Here is an 18144-nt window from a genome sequence, read left to right on the forward strand (position 1 = left end):
AATGCTCAAATCCAGCGCCGCACGCGCTTGGCATAGTCGCGGTATTTCTTGCCGAACTTCGCTGCCAGCATCTTTTCCTCCTTCTCGATCGCCATTTTCTGCGTCGCGAAGGCGGCGAGGAAGGCAAACAGCAGGAACCACGCTATGCCGGTGATGAAGGCGACGCCGATCAAAAGCAGCGTGTTGGCGAGATACATCGGATTGCGGGTGATGCCGAAGGGCCCAGACGTCACCAGATGGTCTGGCTCGGCATTCGGATTGAGCGTCGTCCTGGCGCGCACCATGGTGCGGATCGCCGTGACCCAGAGCGCTGCGACGCCAAACAGCGCCACCCAGCCGGCGCCGACCAGGATGTCGCCGAAGATGTCGCCGATCCAGGGCAGCGGGTAGAACATACCGAGCACGACGCTGAGTGCGATCGCCACGACATAGATCACGGGCGGCCAGGGGATTATCCCATGCTTTGGCTGGGTGCCGGTCATTGCTGTCCTCCCTCCATCTTGCTTTGCGTCTCCGCGGTGCAGGTGCCGGCGAGATCGGCAAGATGCGATTTCCATATGCTGGACTGGTCGTTGCCGTAGAGCTTGTCGAGAGACCCTTCGGCCTTGAGCGTATCCAGCATGCAGCCACAATAGCTGGAACAGAAGGCCGTGTCCTGCTGCTCGCAGGATGCCTGGCAGGCTTTCAGGAAACCGGCGTCCTTGTCTTGCGGCGCGGCGGGCATGACCTGCGAAAGTAGCCAGACCGAGCCGAAAAGCACCGGCTGATGGATGAGGTAGAAGGCGAGGCTGTGCCGGCCGATGAAGGTGAGCGGCTTCGACCAGCCGCCAGGCATCCAAGTGCCGAGCCGGGCGAGAAACCCGGAGGCCGAAGCGAGCTTGACCGCCGCGATGCCTGCGAGCACCGCGCCGAACCATGGAAACAGCGGCACATAGTCGTTGGAGCGCGGGTTGGTCGCCGACAGCCCGACCCACCACAGCGCGGGATGGTCGAAGAATTCCGACCGCAGATAGTAGGGCGCCGCAATCACGGCTGCCGCGGCGATTGCGGTCAGCAGCGCCGGCAGCCTGAGGAAAGCGAGGCCGAGCAGGCTCGCCAGCGCTATCTCATGCAGGATGCCGAAAAAGATAAAGCCGTCCGGCGTGGCGATGTAGGTGATGGCCGAGATGGCGATCGCCGCCGCGGCGACCATGGCAAAACGCTTCCAGAAGCCCGGCCAGCGGATCTGGCGGCCATGCGCGAGGAACAGGCTGACGCCGACCAGGAACAGGAAGGTCGAGGCGATGCAGCGCGCATAGAGCTTCCACCAACCGAAGGCGGTCAGGCCCGGTGTTGTGTAGCCGAAGTTTTCGAGATCCCAGGTGAAATGGTAGCTCGCCATCGCGATCAGCGCGATGCCGCGCAGGATGTCTATGGCGACGATGCGGCCGCGTTTCGGCGCGTCCTGAACGGCTTCGCTCGTCGTTTGAAGGCTCATGATCTCGCAATCCGATTCAGTCGTGGCAAACGACTATCACGGTTCAGGCGAACAACGGAGAGGTGCGACGGCCAAGCCGCGCATAGGCGGCATGGCAAGCCGCTTTAGGCCAGTGGCGGAAAGCCTTTGACCGGCTTCGCTTTTCGACTTCCCGGAGTCGGTTTCCTGCTACCGGCCGGCCACTGGTCCGGCCAGATTTGGCGGGCGATTCACTTTTCGGAGGGCCGATGTCCACCCATGTGCGCCACCCGATCTGGCTTCCGGCTCTCCGGCCGGCCGATGCGTGCACCTTCGCGTCGCTCTATGCGGTCGAATCCTTTGCCCGCGCCACGATCTCCAGCGTGATCCCGATCCAGGCCTACGAAATCCTGCACAACGAGCAGATCGTCTCGATTCTCTATACCATTGTGTCGCTGCTCGGCCTGTCGGTCACGCTGTTCATGCCGATGCTGATCCGCCGCTTCGCCAGGCGCTGGGTCTACACCGCGGGCTGCCTGATGCTGGCGGTCGGCTCGGTGTTCTTCGTCACCCACACGCTGTGGGGACAACTCATAGGCATGCTCTGCCGTGTCATGGGCGCCAGCGCGCTCTCGATCACGCTCAACCTCTACATCATGGACCATATCCGTAAGACCGACTTCATGCAGGCGGAATCGCTGCGCATGGCGTGGTCGATGTTTGCCTGGACCGGCGGGCCGACGCTCGGCATTTTCCTCTATACCCGCTTCGGGATCTATGCCGCGCATGGCGCGGTCGTGGTCTTCGCGCTGGCGCTGCTCGTGCTGTTCTGGACCTACCGGCTCGGCGACAACCCGTCGATCCGTCCCGGCAAGAGCCGGCCGGCCAATCCGCTTGCCAATATCGGCCGCTTCGTCGGGCAGCCGCGACTGCGCCTCGCCTGGCTGATCGCCTTCGGCCGCTCCTGCTTCTGGACGACCTTTTTCGTCTATGGCCCGCTGTTCATGGTGATCACCGGCGAGGGCAAGCTTGCCGGCGGGCTATTGGTTTCGGCCGGCAATGCGCTCTTGTTCATGGCGATCTTCTGGGGCAAGGCGGGAAAGCGCTTCGGCGGCCGGCGGACCATGACCTTCGCCTATTTCGGCATGGCGGCGATGCTTTTTGCGGCCGGCGGCGTCGGTGAGGCCGCGCCGCTGCTCACCGCCGTCTTCCTGCTTTGCGGCGCCTTCTTCACCATCGCGCTCGAGGCGCTGGGCTCGACCGCCTTCATGCGGTCGGTGCGCTCTCATGAGAGGGCGCAGATGGCGGCAGTCTACCGCACCTATCTCGACTTTTCCGAGCTGACGCCGCCGCTGGTCTATTCGGTGGTGCTCACTTTCTTCGGCCTCGGCTCGGTCTTCGTCACGCTCGGCATACTGGCCGCCTTCTGCGGCTTCTTCACCTGGCGCTATCTGCCGAAGTCGTTTTGATCGCTGACCTTCGGTTTGGGATCATGCTCTACGCTTGGAACGCCGCATGGCGTTCGCGCACCCATTCGTGGAAGCGGCGCAAATCATATTCCTCGGGCATCAGCACGCCGGCTTCATGGCGGATCGAGCGCAGGCCCTTCTGGTTGATCTCGCAGATCGCGGCATCCTCCTCCAGCACCTGGGTGCCGAAGGCGACGATGTTGTCGATGTCGGTTTGCACGAGCGCTTCCGGAGTAAACAGCCATTCGGCGGTCAACTCGGTCTGCTCGGGGCCGAGCCGCACTGTGCGGACATAGTCGACATGGCCGACGATGAACATCGAAGGCAGCGCGGTGGCGTAGGTCTGGCCAGCGGCGCGCTCGGCCGCCGTCAGGCCGGCAAAGACCGGACCATGGACGTGCCCGTCGCGCGACCAGGTTTCGGCGCCGGCGCGCAGCCCGCCGCAAAACTCCGGCGCGTCGTTATCCGCATGGCGCGCCCATTCCGGATCGTCATGCCTCGCCATCAGGCCACGGCCATTGATCGGCACCAGCCGCGACAGGTCCTTGTGCACGCCCGGGCAGTTCAGGCACTCGTTGAAGTTCTCCCAGAAAATCTTCCAGTTCATCACCTTGCTGAGCCTGTGCCCGGTGACGAGCGTCTCCAGCGGCCAGTTGGCAAGGTCACCCGATGCAGGATCGAAGGAGCTTTCCGCCTCTCCGCTGGGATCCTGGGCGAGGTTGAAGAAGACGAAGCCGCGCCACACCGACAGGGCCACGCGGTAGAGCGGATAGTCGGCCTTGTCGAAGCCTTCGGGCAGCGACTTCGACGGCACGCGCACGAGGTCGCCGCGCAGCGAATAGCACCAGGCGTGGTAGGGGCAGGTGAGCAGCCTTGCTTTCAGCCGCCCCGCGCTTTCCTGGCAAAGCTGCGCGCCGCGATGCCGGCAGGTGTTGTGGAAGGCGCGCAAGCTCCCGGTCTCGTCGCGCAGCACGACAATCTCCTGCGACCCGATGCGGAATGTTCGAAAGGCGAGGGGTTCGACGAGGTCGGCTTCGCGGCAGATCATCAGCCAGCTCCGGTACCAGATCGCTTCGAGATCGAGCCGGTAAGCGTCGGCTTCCCGATAGGCCGTTGCAGGCAATGTCGGCTCGAGGCGTGTCAGGCCGTTGTAGAGATGGCGCTCGCTTGGACCCGGCTGCATCGGCTTCTCCCTGGCTGCAGACAGCCGCCACCGGGCAGGGCCGTTGTCAATTACGCGGCCATTGTGGCGTTCCCGCACCGCCCTTAAGGTCGCTTCCCGATGCCGGTGCCTTCGCCGGCGGGCCAGGGTCGCAAAGCATGCCTGCAAGAACGATGTCGCTTACCGAGGAACTGGTATCTCGTTGCTTTCGCGTGGTCGAAGACAGCGGGCCCGATCCCAATGCGGCGCATCTGGATGACGCCGACTACGATGCGATGCTGGACGCCCTGGAAGCCGAACTCCCCGCTACTGAGCCGCTCTGGCTGTTCGGTTACGGCTCGCTGATCTGGAAGCCTGAGATCGAGCATGTCGAGGAACGGGTGGCGGTCGCGCGCGGCTGGCACCGGTCCTTCTGCATGAACATGACGCGCTGGCGCGGCACAAAAGAGATCCCGGGTTTGATGATGGCGCTGGATCGCGGCGGGCAATGCAAGGGCGTCGCCTTCCGGCTGAACGGCAGCGAGCGCCGGCAAGCGCTGGACAAGCTTTTCCGGCGCGAGATGACGCTGAAGCCGACCAGCTACCGGCCGCGCCTGCTGCAGCTTTCAACCGACAAAGGGCGGTTGAAGGCGCTCGCCTTCGTCATCAACCGCAAAGGCACGACCTATGCCGGCCCGCTAAGCGAGGACGAGGTGGTCGAAAGGCTGGCGACTTCGTGCGGCCATTGGGGCTCGGGTGCAGACTATCTCTACAATACGGTTAAAAACCTTGAAGCGCGCGGCATCCACGACGCCCATCTGTGGCGGTTGCAACAACTTGTCGCCGAAAGGATCGCCGCCTCCTAACGCGCCGGCCATGGCGCAATCGCGATCCGGCGTGGCGGAATTTGGTTTGCCGCCTGCGGCGATTCTGCCTATAGTCGCATGACGTCGTCGGTTCCGTTTGGAGCCAAGAGGGAATGCGGTGAGGGTGGATTTCCTGCCCAAAGCCGTGGCTGCCCCCGCAACTGTGTGCGGTAGTCCTCTCCATAAACCACTGAGGATTTTTCCTCGGGAAGGTGGGGAAGGGCGCGGATCCGCGAGCCAGGAGACCTGCCGGCGACGGCAAAGTTGACTTCTATGCCCTCGGGTGGAGGGCGAAAGGACAAGACATGAATACTGCTTCCGTCTCCCTCGGCGCCTCCGTCTCCTCGCAGTCGCGCTTGATGCAGCTGGCGATGGCCGCGCTGCTCGGCATTTTCGTCGTCGGCTTTGTCGGCTTCTCGCATATCGACGCGGTCCACAACGCTGCCCACGACTATCGCCACTCGATGGCTTTTCCCTGCCACTGACAAAGGCCTGACATCATGAATCTGTTTCGCAACGTCGTGTTCGTCGCGGCGATCGCGGGGCTTGTGGCGGGCATAGCGCTCGCCTGCATGCAGGCCTATGCGACCGTGCCGCTGATCCTCAAGGCGGAAGTCTATGAAAAAGCGGGGGGCGGCCATCATCATGACCTCGCCGCCGCCGGCACCAACAACAATGCGACGAGCTCGGCTGCTCCGGCGGACAACGCGATGAGCTCGGCTGCTCCGGCGCCGGCAGAGGCGGCTGCTCCGGCCGAGGACGAAGGCTGGGCGCCGGCCGACGGCTTCGAGCGCTTCGGCTTCAACGTCGTCGCCAATATCGTCACCGGCATAGGCTTCGCGCTGATCCTGGTCGCGGTCTCGGAGTTTGCCGGCGGCATCGGCAACTGGCGCCAGGGCGTGTTCTGGGGCCTTGCCGGTTTTGCGGTATTCACGCTGGCGCCCGGCCTTGGCCTGCCGCCCGAACTGCCGGCCATGCCGGCGGCCGAGCTCCTGCCGCGCCAGATCTGGTGGATCTCGACGGTGGCCGCGACCGCGATCGGCCTCGGATTGATCGCCTTCCGCAAATCGCTGCCGTTGGCCATCCTGGCGGTCGTGCTGATCGTTGCGCCGCACATCGTCGGCGCGCCGCAGCCCGACAGCTTCGAGACTGCAATTCCGGAAGGGCTGCATCATCGGTTCGTCGTGGCGGTGACGCTCACCGACCTGGTGTTCTGGCTTGTGCTCGGTGCCGTGATCGGCGTGGTGCGCGGCCGCTTCACCGGCACGGCGACCAGCCTGCGCGACAGCTTTGCCTGATCGCGCCGGGGGTCGTCTGACCTTCATCATCGGCGGTGCGCGCTCCGGCAAGAGCGCGCATGCCGAGATCCTGGCGACGGCAAGCCCGTCGCCCTGGGCTTATATCGCCACCGCGCAAGCCTATGACGACGAGATGCGCGAGCGCATCGCGCTGCATCGCTCTCGCCGCGGCGAAGGCTGGGTCACCGTGGACGCACCGCTCGACCTGGTCGGCGCGATCGAGGCCTTGCCGAATCATCAGCCGGTATTGATCGACTGCCTGACATTGTGGCTGACCAACCATATGCTGGCGGAGCATGACATCGAGGCCGAGTGCCGGCGGCTCTCGGATGCGCTGTCGCGCCCACGTGGGCCTTGGTTCGTGGTGTCGAACGAAGTCGGCTTGGGCATCGTGCCGGACAATGCGCTGGCGCGCCGTTTCCGCGACGCCGCCGGCCGGCTTAATCAGCACGTCGCGGCCGTTGCCGACAATGTGCTGATGATGGTGGCGGGGCTGCCGCTCAAGGTGAAGTGACATGGCCGAGATCGACGACAAGACCATCTATGACAGGGACGCGGAGCGCCATCGCGCCAAGATGGCCAAGCGCAAGGCGGTGCAGGATGCCGAGGTGGCCGGCAAGACGATCGAGAAGGGACTGCTCATCGTCAACACGGGACCGGGCAAGGGCAAGACCACTGCTGCCTTCGGCCTAGCGCTCAGGATGCTCGGCTACGGCAAGCGTGTCGGCGTCGTCCAGTTCATCAAGGGCAAATGGCACACCGGCGAGAAGGACGCGTTCGCCGCCTTCGGCGACCGCGTGGTCTGGCATGCGATGGGCGAGGGGTTCACCTGGGAGACTCAGGATCTGAAGCGCGACGTCGCCGCCGCGGAGGCTGCCTGGGCCAGGGCGCTCGAGCTGATGGCCGATCCCTCGATCAGCCTCGTGGTGCTCGACGAGCTCAATATCGCGCTGCGCTACGACTATCTCGACCTCGAAAAAGTGGTCGCGGCGCTCAAGGCGCGCCGCGAGGACCTTCATGTCGTCGTCACCGGCCGCAACGCCAAGCCGTTGCTGGTCGAGGCGGCCGATCTCGTCACCGAAATGGGGCTGACCAAGCACCATTTCTCGGCGGGCGTTAAGGCACAGCAGGGAATAGAATTCTAGCCGCTGATCAAGATTGTCAGGTAGATAGCTGCCGCCGACAGGATTGCGAACAAGGCGATCAGCAACCAGTCGGCGGTCCGGTAGAGTTTCAGCGCCTGCCTGATGTCGGTGCTTTCGGCTTCGCGCCGGCCGCCTTCGCCCATGAAGGCATCCTCGACCATCTCGCCGCCATAACTGCGCGGCCCGGCCAGGGACAGTCCCAGCGCGCCGGCCATGGCGGCTTCCGGCCAGCCGGCATTGGGGGAGCGGTGTTTCTTCGCGTCGCGCCGCATCACTTGCCAGGCGTTGCGGGGATCGGCGTCCTTGACCAGGAAGGCCGCCAGCACGATTAGCAGGCCGGTGAGCCGCGAGGCCGGCAGGTTGATCAGGTCGTCGAACCGGGCCGCGGCGCGGCCGAAAGCCTCATATTGCGGCGTGCGGTGGCCGATCATCGAATCAGCGGTGTTGGCGGCCTTGTAGGCTGCACCCCCGGCCAGACCGCCGATGCCGGTCCAGATGGCGGGCGCGACGATGCCGTCGGAGAAATTCTCGGCCAGGCTTTCGATCGCGGCGCGGGCGACGCCCGCCTTGTCGAGTTTTTCCGGATCGCGGCCGACGATGCGCGAAACGGCGATGCGACCAAGCGTCAGGCCGCCTGTCTCCAGCGCATCGGCCACCTGTTCGACATGCTCGGCGAGGCTCGTCTGCGACAGCAGCGAGGAGCCGAGGATTGCCGCAATGACCAGGCCGGACGGGAAGATCAACCAGAGCAGGACATGCAGCGTCAGGCCGATGGCGGCCGGCACCAGCAGGATGACCAGCAGCGCCTGGACGCCGCGACGGCGACGCAATTCGTCGGAATCGGTAGCGCGGTTGAGCCTGCGATCGAGAAAGGATATCAGGCTGCCGATCCAGGTGACTGGATGGCCGATAGCGCGGAACAGCCAGTCCGGATAACCAAGGGCAAGTTCAGCGGCGAGTGACAGGAAAGCGATCAGGATCGACATGAAGCTTCTTGATGGAGCGATTGCTGCAGTGGATCACGGCGGATCCCTTGGCCGGGCGAGCGCGCTCTTCCCCCACGCGCCACGGCCTTTCGTCGACCTCTCGACAGGTATCAATCCGCACTCCTATCCGCTTTTCGATCTGCCCGCCACCGCCCTGTCACGATTGCCGGAAGCACGACGGCTGCGCGAATTGGCCGAAATTGCGGCCAACGCCTACGGCGCGCCGTCAGCCTCCCATGTCGTGGCGGCGCCCGGCACGCAGATCCTCCTGCCGCGCGTCGCCTCGCTGGTGAAGCCCGGCAAGGCGCTGGTGCTCGGCCCGACCTATGTCGAGCACGCCAGGGCCGCCGCGATCGCGGGCCATGCGGTCGCAGAGGTGCACGATTTCGACGCCTTGGCGGACGCCGACCTTGCAGTGCTGGTCAACCCGAACAATCCGGATGGACGAGTGATCGAAAGGGACCGATTGCTCGACCTCGCCGTGTGGCTTCGCGCCAAGGGCGGCTTGCTGGTCGTCGACGAGGCTTTCATGGATGTCGGCCCGATCGAGCAAAGCCTGGCCGGCTATGTCGGCGAAGGCGGTATCGTGGTGCTGCGCTCCTTCGGCAAGTTCTTCGGCCTTGCCGGTGTGAGGCTCGGCTTCGCGCTGGCGGACCCGTTGACTGTCGAGCGGTTGGAGGCGCAGCTCGGACCGTGGGCTGTTGCCGGGCCGGCGCTGGAATACGGCATCCGCGCACTGGCAGACACCAAGTGGCAGGGCGAGATGCGACAAAGGCTGGCAGGAGATGCCAAGCACCTCGACGCGCTGTTTGGTCGATTCGATGTTCCGGTCGCCGGCGGCACCAGTTTGTTCAGCTATTTGTCTTTGCCCAACGCCCAACCGCTGTTTTCCGCGCTTGGCGGGCTCGGCATCCTGCTTCGTCATTTTGCCGAGCGGCCTCGGGTCCTCCGGGCCGGCCTGCCGGGCAGCGAGGAGGAATGGCAGCGCCTCGAAAGCGCGCTTGCGGTCTGGGCCTCGCGGCGCAACGATGCGCCGAAGGAGAGCGCATCATGATTCATGTCTGTTCGCTGGCGAAGGTGGAAGAGACGGTGGCGAGGACTGGCGCCCAACGGCTGCTGTCGCTGCTTGCGGCGGGCACCGAAGTGACCCGTCCGGCTTCGATCCTGGCGGAGAACCATCTGCATCTGGTCATGCATGATATCGCCGTCGCGCAGGAGGGTATGACCATGCCGGGGGAGGAGCATGTGCGCGCGCTCCTCGACTTCGCCTATCGCTGGGACAGGGCGAAGCCGATGGTCGTGCACTGCTATGCCGGCATCAGCCGCTCGACCGCCTCGGCCTATATCATCGCGGCGGCGCTGGCGCCCAAACGCGACGAGGCGGAACTGGCCAAGACGCTGCGCTTTCTCTCGCCGTCAGCGACGCCCAATCCCCGGCTGATTGCCGTGGCCGACACCTTGCTCGGACGCGACGGCCGCATGATCGCCGCGATCGAGGCGATCGGGCGCGGCGCCGAAGCTTTCGAGGGCGCGCCCTTCGAGCTGGATATTCAGGCTTAAGCCGGTTCGGCCTAAGGCAGCCAGTCGGCAAGCTTCGCCTTGCGCACATCCCTAACCAGCTTGATGAAGCCGTCGGCCTGGAACTCCGCCGTCAGCCGGCCTTTCTCGGCCGTGGCGAGGCTGGCGTCGCCGACCACGCCGTTGGGGTTGAGGTCGCTGGCGATCCAGGCGAAGGCATGCGTTCCGGTGTGGCGCAGCAGGGCGAATTCCTTTTCGGCGCGGCCGACATTGGAGACGAAATTGTCGGCTTTGCCCATGTCGACGAGGTCGGGCCGGAAGTGCAGCATCAGCGAGGTCTCGACATCGCCGCCATGGATGCCGTGACGGTCCTCAAGCTCGGTGTACATGCCGGCCGGCCGGCCGAAGCGCTGCCAGCTCGTTTTCACCGCCAGCATTTTTGCACGCACGCGCAGTTCGCGCGTAATGATGCCCATGATCTCCTCATTGCCGCCATGCGAGTTGACGACGATCAGCTTCCTGACCCCGGCGCGGGCGACTGAGAGGCCAAGCTCGGTCCAGGCCTCCACAAGAGTCGTGGCCGGCAAGGTGAGCGTGCCGGGCGCATGCAGATGCTCGTTCGACTTGCCGACCGCCTGCACCGGCAGGATGCGGATGTCGAGGTCGTCGGGCAGGCGCGCGATCACCGTCTCCAGCATGCCCATCATGATCGAGGTGTCGGTCGAGACCGGCAGATGCGGACCATGCTGCTCGATCGCCGCCACCGGCAGCACAGCGATGGTCGCTTCCGCGTCGATCGAGGCGTATTCGGTCGTCCGGTAGTCGCCCCACCACACACGTCTTGTCGTCACTTTCGTCTCCCGATCGTCTGCTGTTCGGCCTGGAGGTCTAAAGCGCCTGGCCATTCCGGGCAACAGCTAGCCTGCTGCCAGAACCTCCACCTCGACCTTGAATTCCGGGCGCGCGAAGCCGGAGACGATCATCAGAGTCGAGGCCGGCGCAGGATCGGAAAACAGGCGGTTGCGCACGTCCATGTAGGATTGCAAATGCGCGCGATCGGTGACGAAGGCGTTGATGCGCACAACGTCGTTCAGCGTCAGCCCGGCTTCGCTGAGAATCGCGGCGATGTTCTTGAAGCAAAGCTCCGTTTGCGCGCCAGCATCTTCTGGGACGACATCGTCCGGACCGATGCCCAATTGGCCCGAGCACAGGACAAGGCGCTTTCCCACCGGGATTTCGACGCCATGGCTATAGCGGGCAAAGGGCGACTTGATCGATTGGGGGGCGAGGTATTTAAGCATGGCATTCTCCTGTCCGCAGGCAGACTAAGGCCGGATTCACGAAACCTACAAGATGCGGTGCATGCCACCTGGGCGATTATGGACAGCCGTCCAAAAAATAGGCACGATGCCTTCCGTACAGCATGACCCGTCCGGTCTCGGCAATGACTGCCGCGCAAGCAGGCGGCCCAGGCGGTGGCATGTGTCTTGCTTCTTGAACAAATGGTGTCGAGCCCAGCGCGCAGCGCGCCGGAGCCAACAGAGGGTGATGTTTATGCACGGAAAAGAAAAGATCCTGGCGGGCGCGATCGCGCTGCTGGCGGCCAGCACGCTGGCCGCCGCGGCCAACGAGAAAGTCACCTTCGGCACCAACTGGCTGGCCGAGCCGGAACATGGCGGCTACTACCAGGCGATCGCCGACGGCACCTACGCCGCCTGCGGCCTCGACGTGACCATCATGCAGGGCGGCCCGCAGGTCAGCGGCCGGCCGATGCTGCTGGCCGGCAAGATCGATTTCTACATGGGCGGCAACCTGCTCTCGGCCTTCGACGCCGTGCAGCAGGGCATCCCGATGCGCGTCGTAGCTGCCGACTTCCAGAAGGACCCGCAGGTCATCATGTCCCAGCCGGGGCAGGGGCTCGACAACTGGGAGAACCTGAAGAATGCCGACCAGTACATCCTCGGCGACGAGGGCGCGCAGACCTTCTTCCAGTGGATGGTGACCGACCTCGGTTTCGACGCTGCCAAGCGCGTGCCCTACACCTTCAACCCGGCGCCCTTCATCGCCAACAAGAAATCGATCCAGCAGGGCTATGTGACGTCGGAACCCTTCGCCGTGCAGAAGCAGGGCGGCTTCGTGCCGAACCAGTTCCTGCTGGCCGACAATGGCTGGGATACTTACGCGACAACCATCGAAGTGATGCAGGACACGATCGACAAGCGGCCTGAGGTGGTGCAGTGCTTCGTCGATGGCTCGGCCAAGGGTTGGTACAATTATCTCTACGGCGACAACAAAGCCGCCAACGAGATGATCAAGAAGGACAATCCGGACATGACGGATGAGCAGATCGCCTTCTCGATCGAGCAATTGAAGAAGTTCGGCATTGTCGATTCCGGCGATACGGAAAAGCTCGGCATCGGCGCCATGACCGACGCGCGCATCCAGAGCTTCTACGACAAGATGGTCAAGGCCAAGGTGGCGCAGCCGGGCATCGACATCAAGAAGGCCTACACGCTCGCCTTTATCAACAAGGGGGTTGGGCGGGAGCTGAAGAAGTAAGGCGGCCTGCCTGAGATGATCCAGGAGAAAGTGGCGCAGGTAACGGCATCGGGAGAGAACCCGATGCTGCTTTCGCTGCGCAATGTCGGCAAGGTCTTTTCCAACGGCGTGACGGCGCTGAGCAAGGTCGACCTGGCGATCCGGGAAGGCGATTTCCTCAGCCTGCTCGGCCCGTCGGGCTGCGGCAAGTCGACGGCGCTCAGGCTGATCGCCGGCCTGTCGACGCCGACCTCCGGCCAACTCGACTGGCGCGGTTCGATCGACCGTTCGAATATCGGCTTCGTCTTCCAGGAGCCGACGCTGTTGCCTTGGGCGAGCGTCTTCGACAATGTCTGGCTGCCGCTCAGGCTGAAAGGCGTGTCGCGCGCAGGGGCCGGGCCTGCCGTGATGAAGATGCTGTCGCGCGTCCATCTCACCGGTTTCGAGAACGCCGTGCCGCGCGAGCTTTCCGGCGGCATGAAGATGCGCGTCTCGATCGCGCGGGCCATGGTGACGAAGCCGCGCATTCTTTTGATGGACGAACCCTTCGCCGCGCTCGACGAAATCACCCGTTTCAAGCTCAACAACGACCTTTTGGAGCTTTGGCAGGACGAGCGCTTCACTGTCGTCTTCGTCACCCACAGCGTCTTCGAGAGCGTGTTCCTGTCCAGCCGTGTCGTTGTCATGGCGGCGCGGCCGGGGCGCGTCCATGGCGAGCTTGCCGTCGATGCGCCCTATCCGCGCGACGAGGCGTTCCGAACCTCTCCCGACTATGCAGCGCTCTGCCGCCAGGCGTCCGACGTGCTGGTGAATGCCATCAACTCAACCGCCGGATCCCATCATGACGGCCACTGAAGACAATGTCTTGAAGCTCGACCCCGAAGAGGCGCGCCGCGTGCGCCAGGAGCGGCTCGAACGGATCGGCAAATGGGTGCTGCCGCTGGCGATCATGATCCTGGCGATCTGGCTGTGGGACCGCATCTGCATCTGGAACGAGATCCCGCAATACATCCTGCCGCGACCGGGTGTGGTGCTGCAGACCCTGCATGACGATGCGGGGCTGTTGTTCTCGTCGCTGCTGGTGACACTGAGGATCACATTCCTCAGCCTGTTGCTTGCCGTCATCGGCGGCGTCGGGCTGGCGGTGCTGTTCGCGCAGTCGAAATGGGTGGAGATGTCGTTCTTCCCCTTCGCCATCGTGCTGCAGGTGACGCCGATCGTTGCCATCTTCCCGCTGATCAACATCTACATCAACAACCAGACGACCAAGCTTCTGCTCTGCGCCTGGATCGTCGCCTTCTTCCCGATCCTGTCCAACACCACGCTTGGGCTGAATTCGGTCGACCGCAACCTGCGCGACCTGTTCAAGCTCAATGGCGCGACCCGCTGGCAGCAATTGCGCTATCTGCGCCTGCCGGCGGCGATGCCTTATTTTCTCGGCGGGCTGAAGATCGCCGGCGGCCTGTCGCTGATCGGCGCGGTGGTGGCGGAATTCGTCGCCGGCGCGCAGGGGCAATCGTCCGGGCTTGCGTCGCGCATCATCGAGGCCGGCTACCGGCTCAACGCGCCGAGGCTGTTCGCGGCGCTGATCCTGATCTCGCTCACCGGCATACTGATCTTCCTCGTGCTGTCGCTGGTGTCGCATCTCATCCTGCGCCGCTGGCACGAGAGCGCGCTGAAGCAGGAGCGGTAGGGTGGTTTGTCTCGTCACCCAAGGGAGCGGCAGTTGATTCCGGACACAGCGTCATACCGGCTCGCCGACGTCCGGCTGCATGCTTCGCTGACGCCTGGCCTTTCCGCAGCCTTCGACAGCGACGGCTTCGCGCTTGCCGACATGATGGTGGCCGACGGCAAGATCACCGCCGTTACCGCGCACGGCAAATCGAAGGCCCCGGCCGACGCCATCGATCTCGGCGGCCGCATCGTGCTGCCGTGCTTCGTCGACTGCCACACTCATATCGACAAGGGCCATATCTGGCCGCGCAAACCCAATCCCGACGGGACCTTCATGGGCGCGCTCAACGCAACCGGCAACGACCGGGCCGCGCGCTGGAGCGCGGAGGACGTGGCGCGGCGCATGGATTTCTCGCTGCGCTGCGCCTACGCGCACGGCACGAGAGCCCTGCGGACGCATCTCGACAGCGTCGCGCCTCAGGAGGAGATATCGTGGCCGGTGTTCGAGGCGATGCGCGAGACTTGGCGCGGGCGCATCGACCTGCAGGCTGCCTGCCTGCTCGGCATCGAGGGCGTGCGCGACAAGGCCTGGTTCGAGCGGCTGGCGAAGCGCGTCGCCGCGGCCAAGGGCGTGCTCGGCGTCGTCACCTATATGGTGCCTGATCTCGAGGAGTTGCTCGACCAGGTGTTCGCGCAGGCGATCAAGCATGGGCTCGATCTCGATTTCCACGCCGACGAGACCGACGATGTCGCGGCGATCTCCTTGAAGAAGATCGCCGAGGCTTCGCTGTGGAGCGGTTTTGACGGCAACATCCTGGTCGGCCATTGCTGCTCGCTCTCGCGCCAGCCGGACCTCGAGGTGCTCGACACGCTGGACAAGGTGGCGAAGGCGGGGCTCGCGGTGGTGTCGCTGCCGATGTGCAATCTCTATCTGCAGGACAGGCGCAACAACAACACAACGCCGCGCTGGCGCGGCGTGACGCTGGTTCACGAGATGAAGGCGCGCGGCATCAAGGTTGCGGTCGCCTCCGACAACACGCGCGACCCGTTCTACGCCTATGGCGATCTCGACATGCTCGAAGTCTACCGCATGGCGACACGCATCCTGCATTTCGACCACCCGGTCGGCGACTGGCCGAAAGCGGTAGCGGCGACGCCGGCCGAGGTGATGCGGCTCGACGGCGCCGGCACGCTCGCGTCCGGCGGCAGCGCGGACTTCATCGTCTTCAAAGGACGGAGCTGGACCGAATTGCTGTCGCGGCCCGAATCGGATCGCATCGTGGTGCGTGACGGCCGGGCGATCGAGCGCCGGCTGCCCGACTATGCCGAACTCGACGAATTGATGGTGGGATGATGGATATCGCAGCGCTGAAGCGCGATCTCGAAGGGCTGAAGATCGACGACCATCCGGCCATCGTCCAGCAGAAGAGCCGCGACTTCTACTGGTACAGTCCATTGCTCAAGCAGCAGCTCGACCATGTCACCGGCGACCTGATCGTCACGCCGAAGAACGAGGGCGAGGTGATCCGCGTTTTAGCCGCCTGCCACCGGCACGGTGTCCCGGTGACGCCGCGCGGCAGCGGCACCGGCAATTACGGGCAAGCAATGCCGTTGTCGGGCGGCGTGGTGCTGAACCTCGCCGAGATGAACGAGGTCAAGGCGATCGCGCCGGGGCGCGTGGTGACCGGGCCGGGAGCCGTTCTGGCCGACATCGATCGCGCCACGCGGGCGCATTCCGCGCAGGAATTGCGCATGTCGCCGTCCACCTACAACACGGCCTCGATCGGCGGCTTCGTCGCCGGCGGCTCGGGCGGTGTCGGCTCGATCCGCTGGGGCGGGTTGCGCGACCTCGGCAATGTCATCCGGCTCAGGACCGTGACCATGGAGGCCGAGCCGCGCGTAATGGAACTGACCGGCGAGGATGTGCTCAAGGTCATGCACGCCTATGGCACCAACGGCATCATCACCGAGGTCGAGATGCCGCTGACCGCCTCCTACGACTGGATCGACGTCATCGTCGGTTTCGACGATTTCATGGACGCGGCCGGCTTCGGCAACGACCTCGCCGTCCAGGACGGCATACTGGCGAAGCTGATCACGCCGATCGCGGCGCCTATCCCCTACGACTATTTCAAGCGGCACCAGAAATTCTTCCGGCGCGAGCAGAGCATCGTGGTGTGCATGATCGCGCCGCATGCCATGGATGCTTTTCTCGCCTTCGTCCGCAGCGGCAAGGGCGAGATCGTCTTCCGGGCCGACAGGGAGGCCGACCTCAAGGGCTTGCCGCCGGCCTACGAGCTGACCTGGAACCACACGACGCTGCGCGCCATCCGGGTCGATCCGACGATCACCTATCTGCAGGCGCGCTACCCGTCGCCGGATCATCTCGCCCATGTCAAGGCGATGGTCGACCGCTTCGGCGACGAGGTGCCCGCGCATCTCGAATTCATCCGTTTCGACGGCGCCATCGGTGCCGCCGGGCTGCCATTGGTGCGCTTCACCACGGAGGAGCGACTCGACGAGATCATCCGCATCCACGAGGACAATGGCTGCTGGATCTTCAATCCGCATCGTTACACGCTGGAAGAGGGCGGCATGAAGCAGACCGACGAGGTGCAGCTTGCCTTCAAGCGCGAGACCGACCCGCAAGGCCTGCTCAATCCCGGCAAGATGATCGCCTGGGAGAATCCAGGATACGACTATCGCTCGGGCAAGTCCTTCCTGTTCAAGGGGCTGCAAAAGGCGGGGTGATGAACGTCCTCGTGCTTTTCGCTCATCCGGTGGAGACCAGCTTCAATGCCGAGTTGCACCGGACGATCGTCGAGCGGCTCTCCGCGGCGGGCCACGCGATCGACGACTGCGATCTCTACGCCGAGGATTTCGATCCGCGGATGACGCGCGCCGAGCGGCTCGGCTATCACGACCAGCGCGGGCCGGAGGATGCGGTTGCCGGCTACGTTGAAAGACTGCGCAAAGCCGAAGCGCTGGTACTGTCGTTTCCGGTCTGGAACTACGGCTATCCGGCGATCCTGAAAGGGTTCTTCGATCGCGTCTTCCTGCCCGGCGTGTCGTTCAAGCTGATCGACGGTAAGGTGCAGCCGACGCTGCACAACATCCGCAAGCTTGCGGCCGTCACCACCTATGGCGGCAGCCGTTTTCGCGCCATGCTGATGGGCGATCCGCCGCGCAAGATTGTGAAGCGCATGCTGCGAGCCACCATCAGGCCCGGCGCCTCCGTCTCCTATCTTGCGCATTATTCGATGAACCTTTCGACCGACGAGACGCGCAAGGCCTTCGTGGCGAGGGTGGCCGCCAGCATGGACCAATTCTGATGCGCGTGCTGGTGGTTTATTGCCATCCGGTGCCCGAGAGCTATTGCGCCTCGATCCGCGACACCGCCGTCGAGGTGCTGAAGGGCAGAGGCTGGGACGTTCGGCTGGTCGACCTCTATGCCGAGAATTTCAATCCCGTGATGAGCTGCGAGGAACGGCGCTCCTACAACGACCGCGCGCCTGAGGACCCGGCGCTCAGGCCGCATTTCGAGCATCTGCAATGGGCCGAGGCGATCCTCTTCATCTATCCGACCTGGTGGTACGGCCTGCCGGCCATGCTGAAGGGCTGGTTCGACCGCGTGTGGGCGACCGATGTCGCCTTCAAGCTGCCGGCGGGCAAGGGTCGGATCACGTCGCTGATGAGGCATGTGACCAAGGTCGGCGTCATCACCACCTGCGGCGCGCCGACCTGGTGGAGCGTCGTCGTCGGCCAGCCCGGCCGCAAGACCATCCTGCGCGGCATGCGGGCGTTATGCGCCACACGCTGCAGGACGTTCTTCCTGGCGCACTATCTGATGGATTCCTCGACGCCGAAGAGCCGTGCGGCGTTCCTGGCGAAGGTAAGGGCGAGGCTGGAGCGGTTTTGAGGTTAGCGTCCTTCTCCCCGTTCTACGGGGAGAAGATGCCGGCAGGCAGATGAGGGGCGGCGCTACACTGGCGGAACTTGGCGCTGCCCCTCATCCGGCCCTTCGGGCCACCTTCTCCCGTGAACGGGGCGAAGGAAGGGGCGCTACATCCGCAC

Annotated in this window: 21 protein-coding genes and 1 riboswitch; of the genes, 15 read left to right on the forward strand and 6 right to left on the reverse strand. The window is 64.4% G+C overall.

Features of this window, described 5'->3' with window-relative positions:
* Positions 1 to 5: 5 nt before the first annotated feature.
* Both EH240_RS32890 and EH240_RS32895 read right to left on the reverse strand, forming a co-directional pair.
* Positions 6 to 482 carry a methyltransferase family protein gene (locus EH240_RS32890; RefSeq protein ID WP_125006366.1) on the reverse strand — a complete coding sequence of 159 codons (477 nt, stop codon included), beginning with the start codon at positions 480 to 482 and terminating at the stop codon, positions 6 to 8.
* Complete coding sequence (locus EH240_RS32895) at positions 479 to 1477, reverse strand: heparan-alpha-glucosaminide N-acetyltransferase (protein WP_125006368.1); 999 nt, start codon at positions 1475 to 1477, stop codon at positions 479 to 481. Before EH240_RS32895 ends, EH240_RS32890 begins: the two co-directional genes overlap by 4 nt.
* A 227-nt stretch (positions 1478 to 1704) precedes the next feature.
* Here EH240_RS32895 and EH240_RS32900 point away from each other — a divergent pair, with 227 nt between their 5' ends.
* On the forward strand, positions 1705 to 2904 hold the full coding sequence (locus EH240_RS32900) for an MFS transporter (RefSeq protein WP_125006370.1): 1200 nt from the start codon (positions 1705 to 1707) through the stop codon (positions 2902 to 2904).
* A gap of 28 nt (positions 2905 to 2932) precedes the next feature.
* On the opposite strand, the gene EH240_RS32905 is transcribed toward EH240_RS32900, so the two are convergent.
* The gene (locus EH240_RS32905) at positions 2933 to 4087 is read right to left on the reverse strand and encodes an aromatic ring-hydroxylating oxygenase subunit alpha (protein WP_125006372.1); all 1155 of its coding nucleotides are present in this window, start codon (positions 4085 to 4087) and stop codon (positions 2933 to 2935) included.
* A 137-nt stretch (positions 4088 to 4224) separates the two neighbouring features.
* Between EH240_RS32905 and EH240_RS32910 the strand changes: the two genes are divergently transcribed.
* The 5 genes from EH240_RS32910 to cobO all read left to right on the forward strand — a co-directional run bounded on the left by EH240_RS32910 (position 4225) and on the right by cobO (position 7354).
* Positions 4225 to 4911 carry a gamma-glutamylcyclotransferase gene (locus EH240_RS32910; protein ID WP_125006374.1) on the forward strand — a complete coding sequence of 229 codons (687 nt, stop codon included), beginning with the start codon at positions 4225 to 4227 and terminating at the stop codon, positions 4909 to 4911.
* A 71-nt stretch (positions 4912 to 4982) separates the two neighbouring features.
* Positions 4983 to 5179, forward strand: a riboswitch (cobalamin riboswitch).
* A gap of 37 nt (positions 5180 to 5216) precedes the next feature.
* A complete protein-coding gene (locus tag EH240_RS32915) occupies positions 5217 to 5396 on the forward strand; it encodes a CbtB domain-containing protein (protein ID WP_125006376.1) in 180 nt (59 codons plus the stop codon).
* Between the two features lie 15 nt (positions 5397 to 5411).
* Positions 5412 to 6209, forward strand: coding sequence for a CbtA family protein (locus EH240_RS32920; protein WP_125006378.1), 798 nt, complete (start codon positions 5412 to 5414; stop codon positions 6207 to 6209).
* Positions 6202 to 6723, forward strand: a complete 522-nt coding sequence (cobU, locus tag EH240_RS32925) for a bifunctional adenosylcobinamide kinase/adenosylcobinamide-phosphate guanylyltransferase (RefSeq protein WP_125006380.1) — start codon at positions 6202 to 6204, stop codon at positions 6721 to 6723. Before EH240_RS32920 ends, cobU begins: the two co-directional genes overlap by 8 nt.
* Position 6724: 1 nt before the next feature.
* Positions 6725 to 7354, forward strand: coding sequence for a cob(I)yrinic acid a,c-diamide adenosyltransferase (gene cobO, locus EH240_RS32930; RefSeq protein WP_125006382.1), 630 nt, complete (start codon positions 6725 to 6727; stop codon positions 7352 to 7354).
* Here the strand turns inward: cobO and cbiB are convergent.
* Positions 7351 to 8340, reverse strand: a complete 990-nt coding sequence (cbiB, locus tag EH240_RS32935) for an adenosylcobinamide-phosphate synthase CbiB (RefSeq protein ID WP_125006384.1) — start codon at positions 8338 to 8340, stop codon at positions 7351 to 7353. The genes cobO and cbiB overlap by 4 nt on opposite strands.
* On the opposite strand from cbiB, the gene cobD reads away from it, so the two are divergent.
* Together cobD and EH240_RS32945 are read left to right on the forward strand one after the other, a co-directional pair.
* A complete protein-coding gene (cobD, locus tag EH240_RS32940; RefSeq protein WP_125006385.1) occupies positions 8339 to 9394 on the forward strand; it encodes a threonine-phosphate decarboxylase CobD in 1056 nt (351 codons plus the stop codon). The genes cbiB and cobD overlap by 2 nt on opposite strands.
* Positions 9391 to 9900, forward strand: a complete 510-nt coding sequence (locus EH240_RS32945; protein ID WP_125006386.1) for a tyrosine phosphatase family protein — start codon at positions 9391 to 9393, stop codon at positions 9898 to 9900. Before cobD ends, EH240_RS32945 begins: the two co-directional genes overlap by 4 nt.
* A gap of 11 nt (positions 9901 to 9911) precedes the next feature.
* On the opposite strand, the gene EH240_RS32950 is transcribed toward EH240_RS32945, so the two are convergent.
* Together EH240_RS32950 and EH240_RS32955 are read right to left on the reverse strand one after the other, a co-directional pair.
* Entirely contained in the window at positions 9912 to 10709 is a 798-nt protein-coding gene (locus tag EH240_RS32950; protein ID WP_125006388.1) for a creatininase family protein, read from the reverse strand.
* 66 nt (positions 10710 to 10775) lie between these two features.
* Positions 10776 to 11159 carry a RidA family protein gene (locus EH240_RS32955; RefSeq protein ID WP_125006390.1) on the reverse strand — a complete coding sequence of 128 codons (384 nt, stop codon included), beginning with the start codon at positions 11157 to 11159 and terminating at the stop codon, positions 10776 to 10778.
* A gap of 253 nt (positions 11160 to 11412) precedes the next feature.
* On the opposite strand from EH240_RS32955, the gene EH240_RS32960 reads away from it, so the two are divergent.
* Genes EH240_RS32960 through EH240_RS32990 form a run of 7 tightly spaced genes read left to right on the forward strand, consistent with a single transcriptional unit; the run spans position 11413 to position 17989 of the window.
* A complete protein-coding gene (locus tag EH240_RS32960) occupies positions 11413 to 12417 on the forward strand; it encodes an ABC transporter substrate-binding protein (protein ID WP_125006392.1) in 1005 nt (334 codons plus the stop codon).
* A 15-nt stretch (positions 12418 to 12432) separates the two neighbouring features.
* On the forward strand, positions 12433 to 13251 hold the full coding sequence (locus tag EH240_RS32965) for an ABC transporter ATP-binding protein (protein ID WP_125006393.1): 819 nt from the start codon (positions 12433 to 12435) through the stop codon (positions 13249 to 13251).
* Positions 13238 to 14089 (forward strand): ABC transporter permease, encoded by an 852-nt coding sequence (locus EH240_RS32970; RefSeq protein ID WP_125006395.1) that lies wholly within the window; start codon positions 13238 to 13240, stop codon positions 14087 to 14089. Before EH240_RS32965 ends, EH240_RS32970 begins: the two co-directional genes overlap by 14 nt.
* Positions 14090 to 14122: 33 nt before the next feature.
* Positions 14123 to 15424, forward strand: a complete 1302-nt coding sequence (locus tag EH240_RS32975; protein WP_125006397.1) for a cytosine deaminase — start codon at positions 14123 to 14125, stop codon at positions 15422 to 15424.
* Positions 15424 to 16821 carry an FAD-binding oxidoreductase gene (locus tag EH240_RS32980; protein WP_125006405.1) on the forward strand — a complete coding sequence of 466 codons (1398 nt, stop codon included), beginning with the start codon at positions 15424 to 15426 and terminating at the stop codon, positions 16819 to 16821. The genes EH240_RS32975 and EH240_RS32980 overlap by 1 nt, the downstream gene beginning before the upstream one ends.
* Positions 16821 to 17402 carry an NAD(P)H-dependent oxidoreductase gene (locus EH240_RS32985; protein ID WP_167484273.1) on the forward strand — a complete coding sequence of 194 codons (582 nt, stop codon included), beginning with the start codon at positions 16821 to 16823 and terminating at the stop codon, positions 17400 to 17402. Before EH240_RS32980 ends, EH240_RS32985 begins: the two co-directional genes overlap by 1 nt.
* Complete coding sequence (locus EH240_RS32990; protein ID WP_125006401.1) at positions 17402 to 17989, forward strand: NAD(P)H-dependent oxidoreductase; 588 nt, start codon at positions 17402 to 17404, stop codon at positions 17987 to 17989. Before EH240_RS32985 ends, EH240_RS32990 begins: the two co-directional genes overlap by 1 nt.
* Positions 17990 to 18144 lie beyond the last annotated feature (155 nt).

The organism is Mesorhizobium tamadayense (assembly GCF_003863365.1).
In the GTDB taxonomy this organism is placed as follows: domain Bacteria; phylum Pseudomonadota; class Alphaproteobacteria; order Rhizobiales; family Rhizobiaceae; genus Mesorhizobium; species Mesorhizobium tamadayense.